Annotated in this window: 13 protein-coding genes; 5 read left to right on the forward strand and 8 right to left on the reverse strand. The window is 70.2% G+C overall.

Features of this window, described 5'->3' with window-relative positions:
- Nucleotides 1-150: 150 nt before the first annotated feature.
- From H8N03_RS16110 to H8N03_RS16120, 3 genes are read right to left on the reverse strand one after another with little or no spacing between them, the layout of a single operon-like run.
- Nucleotides 151-579 (reverse strand): polyhydroxyalkanoic acid system family protein, encoded by a 429-nt coding sequence (locus H8N03_RS16110; protein WP_187077228.1) that lies wholly within the window; start codon nt 577-579, stop codon nt 151-153.
- Nucleotides 572-1,648: an aminopeptidase gene (locus tag H8N03_RS16115; protein ID WP_187077514.1), complete on the reverse strand. Its 1,077-nt coding sequence runs from the start codon at nt 1,646-1,648 to the stop codon at nt 572-574. Before H8N03_RS16115 ends, H8N03_RS16110 begins: the two co-directional genes overlap by 8 nt.
- Before the next feature lie 17 nt (nt 1,649-1,665).
- On the reverse strand, nt 1,666-3,720 hold the full coding sequence (locus tag H8N03_RS16120; RefSeq protein ID WP_187077229.1) for a molybdopterin-containing oxidoreductase family protein: 2,055 nt from the start codon (nt 3,718-3,720) through the stop codon (nt 1,666-1,668).
- A gap of 135 nt (nt 3,721-3,855) precedes the next feature.
- Here H8N03_RS16120 and H8N03_RS16125 point away from each other — a divergent pair, with 135 nt between their 5' ends.
- Nucleotides 3,856-4,980, forward strand: a complete 1,125-nt coding sequence (locus tag H8N03_RS16125; protein WP_187077230.1) for an ABC transporter substrate-binding protein — start codon at nt 3,856-3,858, stop codon at nt 4,978-4,980.
- A gap of 196 nt (nt 4,981-5,176) precedes the next feature.
- Here H8N03_RS16125 and argE read toward each other — a convergent pair whose 3' ends face one another.
- Nucleotides 5,177-6,346, reverse strand: a complete 1,170-nt coding sequence (argE, locus tag H8N03_RS16130; protein ID WP_187077231.1) for an acetylornithine deacetylase — start codon at nt 6,344-6,346, stop codon at nt 5,177-5,179.
- 104 nt (nt 6,347-6,450) lie between these two features.
- Between argE and H8N03_RS16135 the strand changes: the two genes are divergently transcribed.
- Both H8N03_RS16135 and H8N03_RS16140 read left to right on the forward strand, forming a co-directional pair.
- Entirely contained in the window at nt 6,451-7,647 is a 1,197-nt protein-coding gene (locus H8N03_RS16135; RefSeq protein ID WP_187077232.1) for a M20 aminoacylase family protein, read from the forward strand.
- Nucleotides 7,644-8,741 (forward strand): M14 family metallopeptidase, encoded by a 1,098-nt coding sequence (locus H8N03_RS16140; protein WP_187077233.1) that lies wholly within the window; start codon nt 7,644-7,646, stop codon nt 8,739-8,741. Before H8N03_RS16135 ends, H8N03_RS16140 begins: the two co-directional genes overlap by 4 nt.
- A 185-nt stretch (nt 8,742-8,926) precedes the next feature.
- On the opposite strand, the gene H8N03_RS16145 is transcribed toward H8N03_RS16140, so the two are convergent.
- Genes H8N03_RS16145 through H8N03_RS16155 form a run of 3 tightly spaced genes read right to left on the reverse strand, consistent with a single transcriptional unit; the run spans nt 8,927 to nt 11,403 of the window.
- A complete protein-coding gene (locus H8N03_RS16145) occupies nt 8,927-9,700 on the reverse strand; it encodes a type III pantothenate kinase (protein ID WP_187077234.1) in 774 nt (257 codons plus the stop codon).
- A gap of 58 nt (nt 9,701-9,758) precedes the next feature.
- Nucleotides 9,759-10,679: a hypothetical protein gene (locus H8N03_RS16150; RefSeq protein WP_187077235.1), complete on the reverse strand. Its 921-nt coding sequence runs from the start codon at nt 10,677-10,679 to the stop codon at nt 9,759-9,761.
- A 55-nt stretch (nt 10,680-10,734) separates the two neighbouring features.
- Nucleotides 10,735-11,403 carry a helix-turn-helix transcriptional regulator gene (locus tag H8N03_RS16155; protein WP_187077236.1) on the reverse strand — a complete coding sequence of 223 codons (669 nt, stop codon included), beginning with the start codon at nt 11,401-11,403 and terminating at the stop codon, nt 10,735-10,737.
- Between the two features lie 57 nt (nt 11,404-11,460).
- On the opposite strand from H8N03_RS16155, the gene H8N03_RS16160 reads away from it, so the two are divergent.
- Together H8N03_RS16160 and H8N03_RS16165 are read left to right on the forward strand one after the other, a co-directional pair.
- Complete coding sequence (locus H8N03_RS16160; protein WP_255428253.1) at nt 11,461-12,789, forward strand: sensor histidine kinase; 1,329 nt, start codon at nt 11,461-11,463, stop codon at nt 12,787-12,789.
- Between the two features lie 4 nt (nt 12,790-12,793).
- The gene (locus H8N03_RS16165; RefSeq protein WP_255428254.1) at nt 12,794-13,792 is read left to right on the forward strand and encodes a response regulator; all 999 of its coding nucleotides are present in this window, start codon (nt 12,794-12,796) and stop codon (nt 13,790-13,792) included.
- 25 nt (nt 13,793-13,817) lie between these two features.
- Here the strand turns inward: H8N03_RS16165 and cqsA are convergent, their stop codons facing one another.
- Nucleotides 13,818-15,083, reverse strand: coding sequence for an alpha-hydroxyketone-type quorum-sensing autoinducer synthase (cqsA, locus tag H8N03_RS16170; RefSeq protein WP_187077237.1), 1,266 nt, complete (start codon nt 15,081-15,083; stop codon nt 13,818-13,820).
- Between the last annotated feature and the right edge of the window lie 39 nt (nt 15,084-15,122).

Below are 15,122 nucleotides of genomic sequence, written 5' to 3' on the forward strand. Positions count from 1 at the left end.
AGCGGAAAGTGTCCAAGCCAGCTCACGCGGAATCGATATAGATTTCTCCGGAGACCACCTCTTTCTCCATGCGCATCAACAACTTAGCGCTCAAATGAGAATGGATCTCCGGACACTACTGGGTCAAGCCCGCAATGACATGCACCTTGGCTACTTGTGCTTGCGCGGCGCCGCCTTCGCCGCCGTCTTCCCCGCCGGCTTGTGCCCCTCCGCATGCGGCTTGGCATGCTTGGCGGCCTTCTTCGCCTCGTGCTTCGCCAGCCCCTGCTCGAAAGCATGCAGCGGGTCCTCCTGCTCGAGGAGCTGGTCGAGGTTCTTCACGATCTCGCTCTCGATCTTGCCCTTGAAGACGCCGAGCAGCAGGCCGAGCTTCGCGTGCAGCTGGAACTTGTCCTTGCCCACGTGCAGCTCGCCGCTGGCGCCGGGACGCTCGAAACGCACCGTGTCGTGGGTCTTGCCCTCCTCGTAGGTGCACTCCATGTCCAGCTTCTTCTCGGCCACCTCGGCCCATCGCCAGGCGAGCTTGCGCGCCTGTTCGAGGCCCAGGGCGTGTTCACGGACGATGCGGATGTCAGCCACCGGCGGCCTCCTTCAGTTTCTGGTGCCGCTCCTCCTTCGGCAGGGCGGCGAGCTGCCGGGCCGCATCATAGAACCGCGGCCAGTCGTCCCCGTTGGCGTGGAACAGGGCCTCGAAGCCCGGGACCAGTTCATCGTACGCCGCCTGCGCCCCGAAGAAGGCGTTGTTCGCCTCGCGCACCCAGCGGTCGTAGCCGCGCCACACGCGCTCCTCGCCGCCGTGGCCCGCCTTCATCCGCTCGTATTCCTCGCGGAACTGCGCCATGCGCTGCTGCTTGGCGGCTTCCTTCGCATCGGGCGCCATGCCCGGCGTCTCGTACAGCGCCTTCAGGTCCTCGCGCGTGCGCCGCGACAGCTCGCGGAACGCGCGCCGGCGGCCGTCGTAGGCCGCGTATTCCTGCCGCGCCTTGTCGTCGGCCTGCGTGCGCAGCCAGCGCTCGCCGCCCAGGCGTTCCACGGCGGTGGCGAACGACTCGTTGAAGGTCGTGTCGTTCTTGGCATAGATCACCTGGTGCGCGAGCTCGTGGAAGACCAGGCGCGCCAGCTCCCCTTCGGGGTAGCCGATGAAGGTGTTCAGCAGCGGGTCGCCCCCCGCCCAGTTCATGAACCCCAGGGTCGAATACGCCGTGACCGGATAGACGTTCGTCTCGTAGCCCTGCTGCGCCAGGTCCGCGGCATCGACGCGGGCGCGCTTCTCGTCGTAGTAGCCGCGGTAGCCCACGCAGCCCGTCACCGGGAAGCACCAGGTCTTCAGCTCCAGCGAATACGCCGGGGCGGCGGTCACGTTCCAGAGGGCGGCGGTGCGGTGCAGGTCCGCGTAGCGGTGGTAGCTGGCGTTGTCCGGCAGGTGCAGCTCGGTGACCGCGTAGCGCCGGATGCGCTGCGCCAGCTTCAGGCGCTCGCGCAGCCGCTCGGACGTCTGCGGCTCCTGCAGCAGTTCGTCGATCGGCTTCGCGGCCGCCATGATGTTCAGGTGCCCCGTGACGGACTGCCAGTAGTAGCCCACGTTCGCACACCCGGTGAGGCACAGCGTCGCCGCCACTGCCACCGCTCCCACGCCCGCCAATCCCATGAACAGTGCCTTCTTCCTCACGCGGGCTGGACGTCGACCAGGCAGTCGTAGAACACGGGCGCGCGGCCCAGGTCCGTCAGGCGCTGGCTGGTGAGTTCGTTGACGTTGGTGCCGTTGGCCCCGAGCTTGCGCCACCAGATGCCCAGGCCGTTGACCACGCCGGGGCGCGCGCGCTTCGACACGCGGGCGCGGCAGTGGTACTCGCCACGGTCGTTGAAGACGCGCACCATCTGGCGGTCCACGATGCCGCGCGCGGCCGCATCGTCCGCATGTATCTCCAGCAGCGGCTCGCCCTCGATGTCGCGCAGGCTCTGCACGTTGACGAAGGTGGAGTTGAGCCAGTTGCGCGCCGGTGGCGAGATCATGGCCAGCGGATGGCGTTGCGAGCTGCCCGCGGCCTCGTAGTTCGGCACATGGTCCGGCAGGCCGTCGAGGCCCTGGCGCGCGAGCCGCTCGCTGAAGAACTCGCACTTGCCCGAAGGCGTGGGGAAGCCGCCATCGGCGAACGGCGCGTCCGGGATGTGCAGGCTCGCGAAGCCCTGCCCCAGCAGCCGCTCGAAATCGACGTGGCCGCCGAAGGCGCGGCGGCACAGGTCCTCGTCGCTGTCGCGGAAGCACGCGTCCGTGAAGCCCATGCGCTGCGCCAGCTCGCGGAACACCTGCGTGTTGGGCCGGGACTGCCCCACGGGCGCGATCGCGGGCTGGTTCAGCATCACGTCGGTGTGGCCGTACGTGCCGTGGATGTCCCAGTGTTCCAGCTGCGTCGTGGCGGGCAGGACGTAGTCCGCGTAGTCCACCGTGTCGGTGTGGAACTGCTCCAGGACCACGGTGAACAAGTCCTCGCGCGCGAAGCCGCGCGCCACCTTGCCCGACTCCGGTGCCACGGCCAGCGGGTTGCTGTTGTAGACGACGACGGCCTCGACCGCCGGGCCGAAGGACGGCGAGGACGGCCGCAGCAGGTCGTCACCGATGGTGACCATGTTGATCGTGCGCGGCCGGCGATCGCCCAGCAGGTCCAGCCGCTGCAGCCACGCGCGGTCGGCGGGGAAGAAGCCGGAGCTCGAAAGCAGCACGCCGCCCGCGCGATGGCGCCACGCGCCCACGAGCGCCGGCAGGCACGCCACCGCGCGCACCGCGTTGCCGCCGCCGCGCACGCGCTGCATGCCGTAGTTCAGGCGGATGGCGGCGGGGCGGATCGTGCCGTAGTCCCGCGCCAGGTCGCGGATCTGCTGCGCGGGGATGCCGCACACGTGCGCGGCGCGCTCGGGCGTCCAGCGCAGCGCGCGTTCGCGCAGGCCTTCCCAGCCCGAGGTGTGGCGCGCGATGTAGTCGTGGTCCAGCCAGTCGTGGACCACCAGTTCGTGCATCAGCGCGAGGGCCAGCGCGCCGTCGGTGCCGGGAAGCAGCTGCACGTGCTCGTGGCATTTCTCCGCCGTCTCGGTGCGCCGCGGGTCGATGCACACCAGCCTGGCGCCGCGCCGCTTGGCCTCCTGCGCGAGCCGCCAGAAATGCACGCTGCTGGTGATCGCGTTGCTGCCCCACACGAGGATCAGCCCCGCCTCGGCGAAGAACTCCACCTTCATGCCGACCTTGGCGCCCAGGGTCTGGACGAGCGCCTCGGCGCCGGCGGAGGCGCAGATGGTGCGATCGAGCAGCGAGGCGCCCAGGCGGTGGAAGAAGCGGCCGGCCATCGCCTCGCCCTGCACCAGGCCCATGGTGCCGCAGTAGCTGTAAGGCAGGATCGCTTGCGGGTCGCGCGCGGCGATCGCGGAGAGCCGGCGCGCGATGTCGTCCAGCGCGGCGTCCCAGGAGACCGGCTCGAAGCGGCCCGAACCCTTGGGGCCGCTGCGGCGCAGCGGCTGCAGGAGGCGTTCCGGGTGGTAGGTGCGCTCCAGGTAGTGCGACACCTTGTTGCACAGGACGCCGTCGGTGGGCTGGTGCGCCGGGTTGCCCTGCAGGCGCACCGCCACGCCGTCCTGCACGGTGGTGACCAGGGCGCAGGTGTCGGGGCAGTCGTGCGGACAGGCACCGGGCACCTGGCGTGCGGCGGCTGCGGGGACGGTCTCCAGCATGCGGTCCATTGTCGTCGGCGGGCGGGCGCGGTGGCGTGCATGGTAACCAACCCGTGTGGCGCGCTAGGGATTTGGCCTAGGGCCCCAGGCCCATCCGACAGCGAAAAGCAAGGCCCGGTCCGGAGAATCGTCCGGATGCTCAACCGACGCCGTTTCACCCGTGCCCTCGCCGGCGCGGCCGCCCTCGCGGGCGCTCCTGCGCTGCGCGCGCAGGGCGATCGCCTCCTGCTCGCCCAGTCCGCCCCCTTCACCGGTCCATCCGCCCAGCTGGGCATCCAGTTCCACCAGGGCGCGAAGCTCTACTTCGACCAGCTCAACGCGCAGGGCGGGCTGCACCGCCGCCAGATCGAGCTGGTGAAGCTGGACGACGGCTACGAGCCGGATCGCTGCGTGGAGAACACGCGCAAGCTGATCGCGGAAGACCCGGTCGCCCTCTTCGGCTACATCGGCACGCCCACCAGCGTCGCCGCCCTGCCGCTGGCAACCGCCGCGAAGATTCCCTTCGTGGCGCCTTTCACCGGCGCGATGGCGCTGCGCCAGCCCCTGAACCGCTGGGCCTTCCACGTGCGCGCTTCCTACAACGACGAGACCGAGCTGATCGTCAAGCAGCTCACCTCGCTCAACGTGCACGGGATCGCGGTCTTCCACCAGAACGACGCGTACGGCAAGGCCGGCCTCGACGGCGTGGAGCTCGCGATGAAGGCGCGCAACATGAAGGTGCTGGCGCAGGCCACCGTCGAACGGAACTCCGTGGACGTGGCGGGCGCGGTGAGGAAGCTCGTCGCGGCGCAGCCGGATGCGATCGTGCAGATCGGAGCGTACAAGGCCTGTGCGGCGTTCATCCGCCAGGCGCGGGCGGCCGGTTTCGGCGGCACCTTCTTCAACGTGTCCTTCGTGGGCACGCAGGCGCTGGCCGACGAACTGGGCAAGGACGCCACGGGCGTGGTCGTCTCGCAGGTGATGCCTTCGCCGTACAACGCGGCGCGCCCGATCACGCGCGAGTTCCTCGCCGCCGTGAAGAAGGCGGGCGGCGACTACCAGGCCAACTTCTCGAGCATGGAAGGCTACCTCGCCGCGAAGGTGATGGCCGAAGGCATCCGCCGCGGCAAGCCGACGCACGAAGGCGTGGTGGCGGGGCTGGAGGCCATCGGCAACGAGGACTTCGGCGGCTTCACGGTGTCGTTCTCGCCGAACGACCACGTGGCGTCGAAGTTCGTGGAGTTGTCGATGCTGACGGGGGATGGGAAGGTGCGGACGTAAGGCGGGGTCATCGGTGGGCTGTCCGAGGCTCGGCTTCGCCTTCTCTTCGGGCTACGTGCCGCCACGGCGTCACTCGAACGCTGGCGCTCACCTTCCGCGGCTTTCGCCGCGCCACCCTGCAGGGGGCGCCGGGAATTCGTAGGGTGGCGGCGCGACAGCGCCGGAAGGTGAGCGAAGCGAACCCCACCGATCAAGATCAAGAGATCCCCCGCACCTGTGCCAACCCCTCCATGAACGCCTGGCACCGCCCCAGCTGCTCCAGGCTCACGTATTCATCCGGCTGGTGCGCCTGGCCGATGCTGCCCGGCCCGCACACCACCGTGCGGATCCCCGCATTCCTGAAGATCCCCGCTTCCGTGCCGAACGCCACGTTGGTCGTGCGCGGCTCGCCGGCGAGGCGCATCGCGAGCTGCGTCACGCCGTCCTGCTCGGAGCCGAGGAAGCTCGGGATCTCGCAGAGGGTCTCGAAGCGGAAGCCCGTGTCGGGCGCCACCTTCCGCATCGCCGGTTCCAGCGAGCGCGCATACGCCACGACCTGCTCCTGCATGGCCCGCGCATCGGCCGTCGGCAGGTCGCGGAACTCGTAGCGGAACTCCGCGTCGCGCGGCACGACGTTGTCCGCGATGCCGCCGTGGAACTGGCCGACGCTCGCCGTGGAGAACGGCACGTCGAAGCCCGCATAGCGCGGCTCCTCGCGCTCGAATCCCTCCGCCATGTCGCGCACGCGGCCGACCACGCGCGCCGCCATCTCGATCGCGTTCACCGAGTGCGGGGTGAGCGAGGAGTGCGCCTCCTTGCCGCGCACGCAGCAGCGGTAGCGGTACACGCCCTTGTGCGCGATGGCGGGCACCATGGACGTGGGCTCGCCGACGATGCACGCGAGCGGTGCGATGCCCGCGTCGCGCAGGTCGGCGATCAGCTCCTTGACGCCGAAGCAGCCGATCTCCTCCTCGTAGCTGAAGGCGAAGTGGATCGCGAACGGCGCCGAACTGTTCAGGAACAGCTCCGCATGGGCGACGGCCGTGGCGATGAAGCCCTTCATGTCCGCCGAGCCGCGGCCGTACAGGCGGCCGTCCTTCACCACGCCACCGAGCGGATCCACCGACCAGTCCTGCCCGTCCCACGGCACGGTGTCCGTGTGGCCGGAGAGGATCAGCCCCGCCGGCTTGCCCTCGCCCAGCGTGGCGAACAGGTTCGCCTTGGTCCTGTCCGCGTTGTAGCTCAGCCGGCTCTTCACGCCCAGGCGCGCGAGTTCGTCGCGGATGCAATGGATGAGCGGCAGGTTGGTGTTCGCGCTGACGGTGTTGAAGCCGACGAGCGTGCGCGCCAGTGCGAGGGCGCGCGGCGCGGAAGGGGTGGCAGCCATGCGCCGCATTCTGCGCGAAAAGATTTCGCGGATTACCCCTCATAGGCATGCTTCCTGCACCTCGGTAGACTGGCAGGCTCCCAGCAGGACCCCCTCGCACCACCATGAAGCTCCTGGACTCCATCGTCACCGAAGCTGCGTCCATCGTCGCCGTCCGCCGCGACATCCACGCCCATCCCGAACTCTGCTTCGAGGAAGTGCGCACCGCCGACGTCATCGCGGCCAGGCTCGCCGAATGGGGCATCCCGGTGCACCGCGGCCTGGGCGGCACCGGCGTCGTCGGCATCGTCAAGAACGGCACTTCCTCCCGCGCCGTCGGCCTGCGCGCCGACATGGACGCCCTGCCCATGCAGGAATTCAACACCTTCGCGCACGCCAGCAAGCACGCCGGCCGGATGCACGCGTGCGGGCACGACGGCCACGTCGCCATGCTGCTCGCGGCGGCGAAGCACTTCGCCCGCAACCGCCACTTCGACGGCACCGTCTACCTGATCTTCCAGCCCGCGGAAGAAGGCGGCGGCGGCGCGCGCGAGATGATCAAGGACGGCCTCTTCGAGAAATTCCCGATGGAAGCCGTCTTCGGCATGCACAACTGGCCGGGCGGCCAGGTCGGGCGCTTCGCCGTGAGCCCCGGGCCGGTGATGGCGTCCACCGCCGAATTCAAGGTCACCATCCGCGGCAAGGGCGGCCACGGCGCCATGCCGCACCTGGGCGTGGACCCGGTGCCGGTGGCCTGCCAGGTCGTGCAGGCCTTCCAGACCATCGTCAGCCGCAACGTCAAGCCGATCGACGCGGGCGTGGTCTCGGTCACCATGATCCACGCCGGCGAAGCCACCAACGTGATCCCCGACAGCTGCGAGCTGCAAGGCACCGTGCGCGCCTTCCGCGAGGAAGTGCAGGACCTGATCGAGAAGCGCATGCGCCAGATCGCGGAGAACACCTGCGCCGCGCACGATGCGCAGTGCGAGTTCAGCTTCGAGCGCAACTACCCGGCGACGGTGAACTCGCAGGCCGAGGCGGATTTCGCGCGCAAGGTGATGGCCACCATCGTCGGCGAGGAGAACGTCCTCGTGCAGGAACCCACGATGGGCGCGGAGGACTTCGCCTTCATGCTGCAGGCCAAGCCGGGCGCCTATTGCTTCATCGCCAACGGCGACGGCTCGCACCGCGAATTCGGCCACGGCGCGGGACCGTGCGTGCTGCACAACCCGAGCTACGACTTCAACGACGACCTCATCCCGCTGGGCGCCACCTACTGGGTGCGGCTGGCGGAGGAGTGGCTGGCCAAGGGCAGCGCGTGAGCGCCGCAGGCGCGTTCTCGCGCAGCTACGCCGAGGCCCGCCGGAAGTTCCTGCAAGCCGCGGCCGACGCGGGCCTGCAGGTGGAGGGCAAGCCCCATCCCCTGCCCGGCCTCGAAGGCGAGGCGCTCGCGATGGACGTCGCGCGCGAAGGCCATCCGAGTGCGGCGAAGCTGCTGGTCCTGAGCAGCGCCTGCCACGGCGTCGAGGGCTTCTGCGGCAGCGGCGTGCAGGTCGCGGCGCTGCGCGACGCGGAGTTCCGCCAACGCGCCGCCGACCAGGGCGTGGCCGTGCTCTACATCCACGGCCTGAACCCCTACGGCTTCTCGCACCTGCGCCGGACGACGCATGAGAACGTCGACCTGAACCGCAACTTCCACGACTTCGCGGCGCCCCTGCCGGAGAACCCCGGCTTCGGCGAACTGCATCCGGTGCTGGTGCCGCCCGAGTGGCCGCCGACGGCGGAGAACGAGCACGCGCTGGGCGCGTACATCGCGAAGCACGGCGAGAAAGCCTTCCAGGCGGTGGTCTCGGGCGGGCAGCACACCCACCCGGACGGCCTCTACTTCGGCGGCCGCGCCCCGACCTGGAGCAACCTCGCGCTGCGCGAAGTGCTGCGCACCCACGGCCGCCGCGCCGGCCGCATCGCCTGGATCGACATCCACACCGGCCTCGGCCCGAGCGGCGTCGGCGAGCGCATCTACGCGGGCATCGACGACCCCGTCGCGCTCGCGCGCGCGCAGGCGTGGTGGGGCGGCGATGGCCGCACGCCCGTGGTCTCCTTCTACGACGGCTCCTCGTCCTCGGCGCGACTGACGGGCCTGATGTTCACGGCGGCGTACGAGGAGTGCCCGCAGGCGGAGTACACGGGCATTGCCATGGAGTACGGCACGCTGCCGGTGATGGACGTGTTCAATGCGCTGCGGGGCGAGCAGTGGCTCAACGCGCACCCCGACGCCCCCGCGGAAAAGGCGGCCGCGATCCGCAAGCGCATGATGGAAGCGTTCTACACGGACACCGACGCGTGGCGCGGGCAGATCCTGGCGCAGTCGCGGGAGGCGCTGCTGCAGGCGGTGGACGGGTTGGGAGGGGAATGACGAATCGCTGGGGTGCGCTTCGCGCAACCCAGCCTACGCCCGCCGGCATCGCTGGCCCGTAGGCTGGGTTGCGCGAAGCGCACCCCAGCGCGGAACGCCCCTCAAGCCGCCACCGCCCGCGACTGCGCGATCACCAGGGCCCGTAGGCTGGGTTGCGCGAAGCGCACCCCAGCGTGGAGCGCCCCTCAAGCCGCCACCGCCCGCGACTGCGCGATCACCAGCAGGCCGTCGAAGATGAGGCTTTCCAGCAGTTCGAAGCGTTCCAGCATGTGCGGGGCCATCTTCCAGCCGGCGCCGCCCGTCATGTAGCAGGCCGGCTCGGCGCCGCAGTGCTCGCGGACGTGCTGCACCATGCGCTCGATGGCGCCGGCGATGGCGAAGGTGCCGCCGCTGGTGAGGGCGTCGCTGGTGTTGGTGGGGAATTCGACGACCTCCCCGGTGGGCACGTGCAGGCCGGCGGTGCCGCTTTCCAGCGCGCGCAGCATGATGCCGTGCCCCGGCAGGATGAAGCCGCCCAGGAAGCGGCCGTGCGCGTCGACGGCTTCCACCGTCACGGCGGTGCCCACCATCACGACCACCATCGGCCGCTCGGGACCGCTGGCCAGCATGCGCTGGCGCGCGCCGATCATGGCGACCCAGCGGTCGGCGCCGAGGCGCGTCGGGTGGTCGTAGCCGTTCACGATGCCGGCCTCCGCCGCGCTCGGCACCACCCAGTGCGCCGGCACGAGCCAGAGCTCCTCCATCTGTTCCTCGACGCGGCGCTTCACCGCGTCGCCGGCCACGCAGCAACCCAGCATCCGCTCGGGCGACGGCAGGCCGGCCCACTCGCCGTCGGCGAGCTTGTCGATGTTCTCCAGGAACTCCGCACCGCTCGCGATCGGCTGCGCGCCCACCACGGCCTGCGGGTACACCGCCCACTTCAGGCGCGTGTTCCCGATGTCGATGGCCAGGAAGGTCACTGGACTACCCTCCGTGCTGCGCACTGCGGGGCCATGAGCCCTGGGGCGGCCCGGCGGCTCATGCTGCGGCTTGCAGCGGCACCTGCAGCGCGGCGACCTCGTCGGCCGCCGCCTGTTCCAGCGCCTGCACGTTGGTGCAGTCCTGGGCGGCCTGCTTGAGGGCGCCCTGCAGGGTCTCGCGCGCCCGGCCCGCGCGCTCCAGGCTTTCCGCGTCGGCCGCACCGGACTCCTCGACCTCGCGGACGACGGCCCCCAGCTTCTGCTGCGCCGACTTCCATTCCTCGTCCAGCAGCTGCTGCAGCGAGGCGAGCACGCTGGTGCGGCGTGCCCGCGCGGCCTTGCAGCGCTCCACGGCCTGCTGCATGGTGGAGACCACCGTGCGCAGCAGCTTCAGCCGCGCCACCAGCAGTTCGCAACGCACCGCATCCGGATCGTCCTCCGGCGCCTCGCGCGCCTTGAGCTGGTTGCGCATGTCCTGCAGCCAGCGGGCGCCCTGGTCCATGATCTTCTCGAGGGCGCGCACCTCGGCGCCGATCTCCAGCGCCAGCTTGTCCAGCCCGCCGCCCTGGGCCGCGAGCTGCTTCTGCAGGCCGCGGACCTCGTCGGCCAGGTCCTCCGCCGCATGCGTCACCTTGCCGTGCTGCGCCTTGAACGCGGCGACGGCCTCCTTGCCCTTGCCGGTGGCGCGCGCCAGCCAGCCCCGCGGCTGCACCGCGGAGAAATCGACCTGTTCGACGGCGCCGCGCAGGGCGTCGCAGCTCGCAGCGGCCGGGGGGAAGTCGCCTTCGCGCGAGCGCACCTCCGCCTCGAGCTGCTGCCGCAGGTCCTGCAGGCGGCGCACGTGGCCGCTGCCGGCATCGGTGGCCATCTGGTCCAGCCATGCGGTGGGCGAAGCGGCCGGCGCGGGCCGCACCTGCAGCTGCGCCAGCCTGGCGGGCGTCATGAGGGACGCGGTGCGGTCGTCGTCGGAGGCGCTCATGGGCCGCAATGGTAAACCCGGCGGTTGCTGCGGCCCAGCCCCCGTCAGGACGAAACTAGAGCGCCCCGAGCCAGCACGCGCGCTGGATCGCCGCCATCTTGTTGTCCACCTTCAGCTTGTTCATGGCGTTGGCCAGGTGGTAGTTGACGGTGCGCTCGGTGCACTGCAGCTCCTGCGCCGTCTCGCGCGCCGTCTTGCCCTGGAAGGCGAGCTCCAGGCACTCGCGCTCGCGGGGGCTCAGGCGCGAGCGCGCCGTGGCGATGGAGCGCTTCACCAGCGGCCAGATGTTCAGGGCCGACCAGGCGAGCAGCGCCGCGTCGGCGCGGTCGGTGAGTTCGCGCGGGCTGAACATGAAGCATTCGAAGGCGCGCCCCGCGGGCAGCGAGAACTCCACCCGCACCACGGTCTGGTAGCCGTGCGCCATCCAGAGCAGGCGCCAGCGGCTGGTGTGCAGGGGGTCGGACTTGGCGATGGTCTGCCAGGCCACCAGGGGCGCATCGGAGTCGCGCCAGCGGGCGCCGAAGTCGCGGCTTTCCGCCAGGGCGGCGGCGGCCTCGGCCACCAGGGGCGGGTGCACCGCCACCACCTGGCGGTCGTCGGAGCTGCCGAACGGGTCCGGCCCGAGCACCACCACGGCCTCCACGGAGAATTCGCGCAGCGCCGCCACCCAGTCGCTGAGGATGCCGTCCAGGCTGACACTGTCAAAGTTAACAGGGATCCCCATGCCCATTCGTTCGTACCGCTGCCGGGCTGTGACAATATCACCAACGGACCACCCACCATGAACGAGGAACTGCAGCGCGCCGCCTATCCCCTGCCGCCGCGGGCTGCACTCGGATCCATCTCCATGCGTTTGCGCCAGAAAGCCTCGGACGAGGTGTTGCAGTCGCTGGTCGAGCCGATCCTGCATCCCTCGCAGTGGCGGATCCGCGCGCTCGGCGTCTCGACCATGCTCGGGCACCCCGTCTTCTACGCCGTGTGGGCGCTGTGGCTGCCGCAGCCCTACGAGAACCTTTTCCTGCGCCTGCTGATGGCGCTGTGCGGGCTGAGCCTGCTCGTCATCCCGGGCGTCACCGCCTCGCCGCCCACGCGCGGGGCCGCGATCATCTTCTCGGGCATCTTCTGGATCACGCTGCCGTGGTTCTTCTCGTGGATGTATTTCTGCAACAGCGGCAACGCGGTGTGGCTCGCGAGCCTGGGCGCGGCCCTGCTGATCTACTACCACCTCACCGACTGGCGCCTGGCCACGCTCGGTTGGGCCACCGGCATGCTGGTGGCATGGCTCGCGTTCGAGACGTTCGGCCCGCCGACGCCCGACATGAGCCTGGAACGCTCGCTCACCAACATGGTGGTGCTCGCCTTCTGCTGGTTCATGGGGCTGATCCTGGGCATCTCGTCCTCCAACCTGCGGCGCGAGCAGCTCCATTTCACGCTGGGCACGATGGGCATCATGGCCCACGAACTGCGCACGCCGCTGGCCACCATGCAGCTCATCGCCGAAGCGGTGCGCAACGAGGCGCCGCAGCATGCCGGCGAGAGCGGCGAGCGGCTGCTGCAGCTGGGCACGCGGCTGAACACCCTGGTGCGCAACATGAACCACCAGATCGACATGCAGATCACCAACGCGCGCCTGATGCGGCACGTGGGCAACCCGGAGCGCATCTCCGCCGCCGCGCTGGTGCGCCATGCGACCGAGGCCTATCCCTACCGCAGCACGCGCGAGCGCCAGGCCGTGGTGGTGCGCGTCTACGGCGACTTCCAGTTCGTCGGCTCGCGCGACATGTTCCACCAGGTGATCGACAACCTGACCAAGAACGCGCTGCGCTCGCTCGCCGCGGCCTCGTCCTCGCCGCAGCCGGGCGACCTCCTCATCGAGGTCGGCGCCCACGGGCAGCGGGGGCGCATCGTCTTCACGGACAACGGCATCGGCATGGATGCCGACCTGCGCAAGCGCATCTTCCAGCCCTTCTTCTCCACCGACCGCGGCACCGGCCACGGGCTCGGACTGGCCTTCTGCCAGCGGGTCGTGCACGGCGCCCACGGCACCATCCGCGTGAAGACCGCGCCCCACCAGGGCGCCGTGTTCACGATCGAGCTGCCGGTCGCATAGGACAATGCAGGTCCGCCAGCCCGCCATGACGTTTCCCCTGTTCCACCGTCCCGGCACCGTCGTCTTCCTGGACGACGACCCGGATTACCTCGAGATGCTCGCGCTCGTGCTCCCGCGCAGCTGGCACCTGAGGCTGTTCCTGCGCCCGACGGACGCCATCGCGCACCTCATGCAGGAGCCGCCCTTCTGGGAGGCCGACGCCTGGAACCAGCAGCAGCTGATCAGCCTCTGGCGCGAGGGCAAGCCCCTCATCCCGCAGGTCCTGGCCTACTGGTCCCGCTACACCGAGCGCTATGCGCTGTCGCGCGTGTGCGTGGTCGACTTCTCCATGCCCGGCATGGACGGCCTGCAGGTGCTCGCGGAGCTCGGCGACTGGCCCGGCGCCCGCGTGCTGCTCACCGGCCAGGCCGACGAACAGGTGGCCGTGCGCGCGTTCAACCGCGGGCTGATCGACCAGTTCATTCCCAAGCAGACGCAGGACATCTCGCGGCGGCTGCGCGAAGCGGTGGAGCACCTGCTCTTCACCTCCCACGCGCGCCACGCGCAGATCTGGCGCTCCACCCTCACGCAGGAGCAGAACGCGCTGCTGCGCTCGCCGGGTGTGGACGCCTGGCTGGCGACCTTCACGCAGAAGCACTGGGTCGAGCACGTGGTGATCGGCGCGCCCTTCGGCGTGCTCGGCATGGACACCAACGGCAAGGTCGCGTGGCTGCAGCTGGAGACGCGCCAGGGCCTGCACGCCCTCGCGGAGCTGGCCGAGGTGGCCGGCGTGGGCGCGGCCGACGTGGAGGAGATCCGCGCCGGCACCAGGCTCGCGGACATCGAGCTTCGCCAAGCCCTGTCGTCCACGCAGCCGATCTCGCTGGTGAACGCCTTCGCCGTGGGCGAGCCCGGCGGGCTGCTGGGCGCCGTCTTCCCCGTGGAGACGCCCAACGGCCCGGACCCGGACAACAGCTACAGCCGCTGGCTGGCGCGCCAGCCGAAGCGGTTCGTGCAGGATTGAACGCGATCGGTGGGGTTCGCGTCGCTCACCTTCCCGGCGTGCCGCCGGCCACCCTACGGCGCGCGATCTGCCACTCCCACGGCTTCACGATCGGGGCGATCTCCTCGCAGACCGCCTCCACGTGGGAGAGCTCCGCGTCGGTCAGGCCCGCGTTGAGCGTCAGGCGCACCATGGCCCGGTTGCGGGCCGTCGCGGGAGCGCAGAACACCGCGCCGAACACGTTGCGCTTCTCGATCTCGTCGCGCAGCGCCAGCGTCTCCACTTCCGGCCCGGCCTCGAGCGAGATGATCTGCTCGCTGCCGTGCTGGATGGGGTAGCCCAGTTGCACGAGCCGCGCGCGCAGGCGCTGCGTGTTGCGGCGCAGGGCCGCGCGCGCATCGTCGGCGCCCTCGATGATCTGCAGCGTGGCATGCAGGCCCGCGATCTCCTGCGGCAGCAGGCAGGAGCTGAAGATGCTGGGATAGCTGTGGCACATGAGGTAGTGCCGCAGCTCCTCGGGCATCGTGAAGAAGCCCGCGCGACCGGCGAACGCCTTGGCGAGGCTGGCCGTGATGAAGTGCACCCGGTGGCTGAGCCCCAGCTCGGCGCAGAGGCCGCGGCCCTGCGGGCCGTGCGTGCCGAGCGAGTGCGACTCGTCCACCAGGATCATGCAGCCGTGCTGCTCCGCCACTTCCACCATGCGCGCCAGCGGGCACAGCGCGCCCGTGGTGCTGTAGACGGAGTCGACGATCACGAGGCCCGGGCCGCCGCGCGCGATCATGCGCGACAGGTGCTCCGGGTCGTTGTGGCGAAAGGGCGTGGCGGGCGCGCCGGCGGCGCGCACGCCCTCCCACAGGGACATGTGCGCCAGGCTGTCGACGTAGACGGGCGTCTCCGGGTCGGCGATCACCTGGATCAGCCCCAGGTTGGCCGTGTAGCCGGACTGGCACAGCAGCGCCGTCTCGTGGCCGACGAAGGCGGCCAGCGCCTGCTCGAAGCGGTGGTGGCTGCTGCCATCGAGCTGGAACACGCCCGACTGCACCACGAAGTCCTTCTGGTTGCGCAGCGCCGCGATCTGCGCGTTCACGATGTCCGCGTGCCCCGTGACGCCGAGGTAATCGTTGCCGTCGAGGCGCACCGCGTCGGGGCCCGGAGGGCTCCCGTGGGTCACGAAGCGCTTGCCCCACTCCTTTTCGTAGCGATCGCGGAATTCGCGCGCGATGCGCGACCGCAGGTGTTGCGACAGGCCGGGACCGGTCGCCTGGGGGGAACCAGCGGTTCCGTTCGTGACATCTTTCTCAACGACTTCCATGGACAACTCCTCACTCCAGAGCTGACCATTGGATGCAAG

The sequence above is a fragment of the Ramlibacter cellulosilyticus genome (assembly GCF_014297465.1).
GTDB lineage: Bacteria > Pseudomonadota > Gammaproteobacteria > Burkholderiales > Burkholderiaceae_C > Ramlibacter > Ramlibacter cellulosilyticus.

Bases quoted from the DNA above. Each gene is read 5' to 3' on its own strand.
- H8N03_RS16115 (WP_187077514.1), bottom strand. From the start codon at position 1,648: ATGGGATTGGCGGGCGTGGGAGCGGTGGCAGTGGCGGCGACGCTGTGC.
- H8N03_RS16120 (WP_187077229.1), bottom strand. From the start codon at position 3,720: ATGCTGGAGACCGTCCCCGCAGCCGCCGCACGCCAGGTGCCCGGTGCC.
- H8N03_RS16125 (WP_187077230.1), top strand. From the start codon at position 3,856: ATGCTCAACCGACGCCGTTTCACCCGTGCCCTCGCCGGCGCGGCCGCC.
- argE (WP_187077231.1), bottom strand. From the start codon at position 6,346: ATGGCTGCCACCCCTTCCGCGCCGCGCGCCCTCGCACTGGCGCGCACG.
- H8N03_RS16135 (WP_187077232.1), top strand. From the start codon at position 6,451: ATGAAGCTCCTGGACTCCATCGTCACCGAAGCTGCGTCCATCGTCGCC.
- H8N03_RS16150 (WP_187077235.1), bottom strand. From the start codon at position 10,679: ATGAGCGCCTCCGACGACGACCGCACCGCGTCCCTCATGACGCCCGCC.
- H8N03_RS16155 (WP_187077236.1), bottom strand. From the start codon at position 11,403: ATGGGGATCCCTGTTAACTTTGACAGTGTCAGCCTGGACGGCATCCTC.
- H8N03_RS16160 (WP_255428253.1), top strand. From the start codon at position 11,461: ATGAACGAGGAACTGCAGCGCGCCGCCTATCCCCTGCCGCCGCGGGCT.
- H8N03_RS16165 (WP_255428254.1), top strand. From the start codon at position 12,794: ATGCAGGTCCGCCAGCCCGCCATGACGTTTCCCCTGTTCCACCGTCCC.
- cqsA (WP_187077237.1), bottom strand. From the start codon at position 15,083: ATGGAAGTCGTTGAGAAAGATGTCACGAACGGAACCGCTGGTTCCCCC.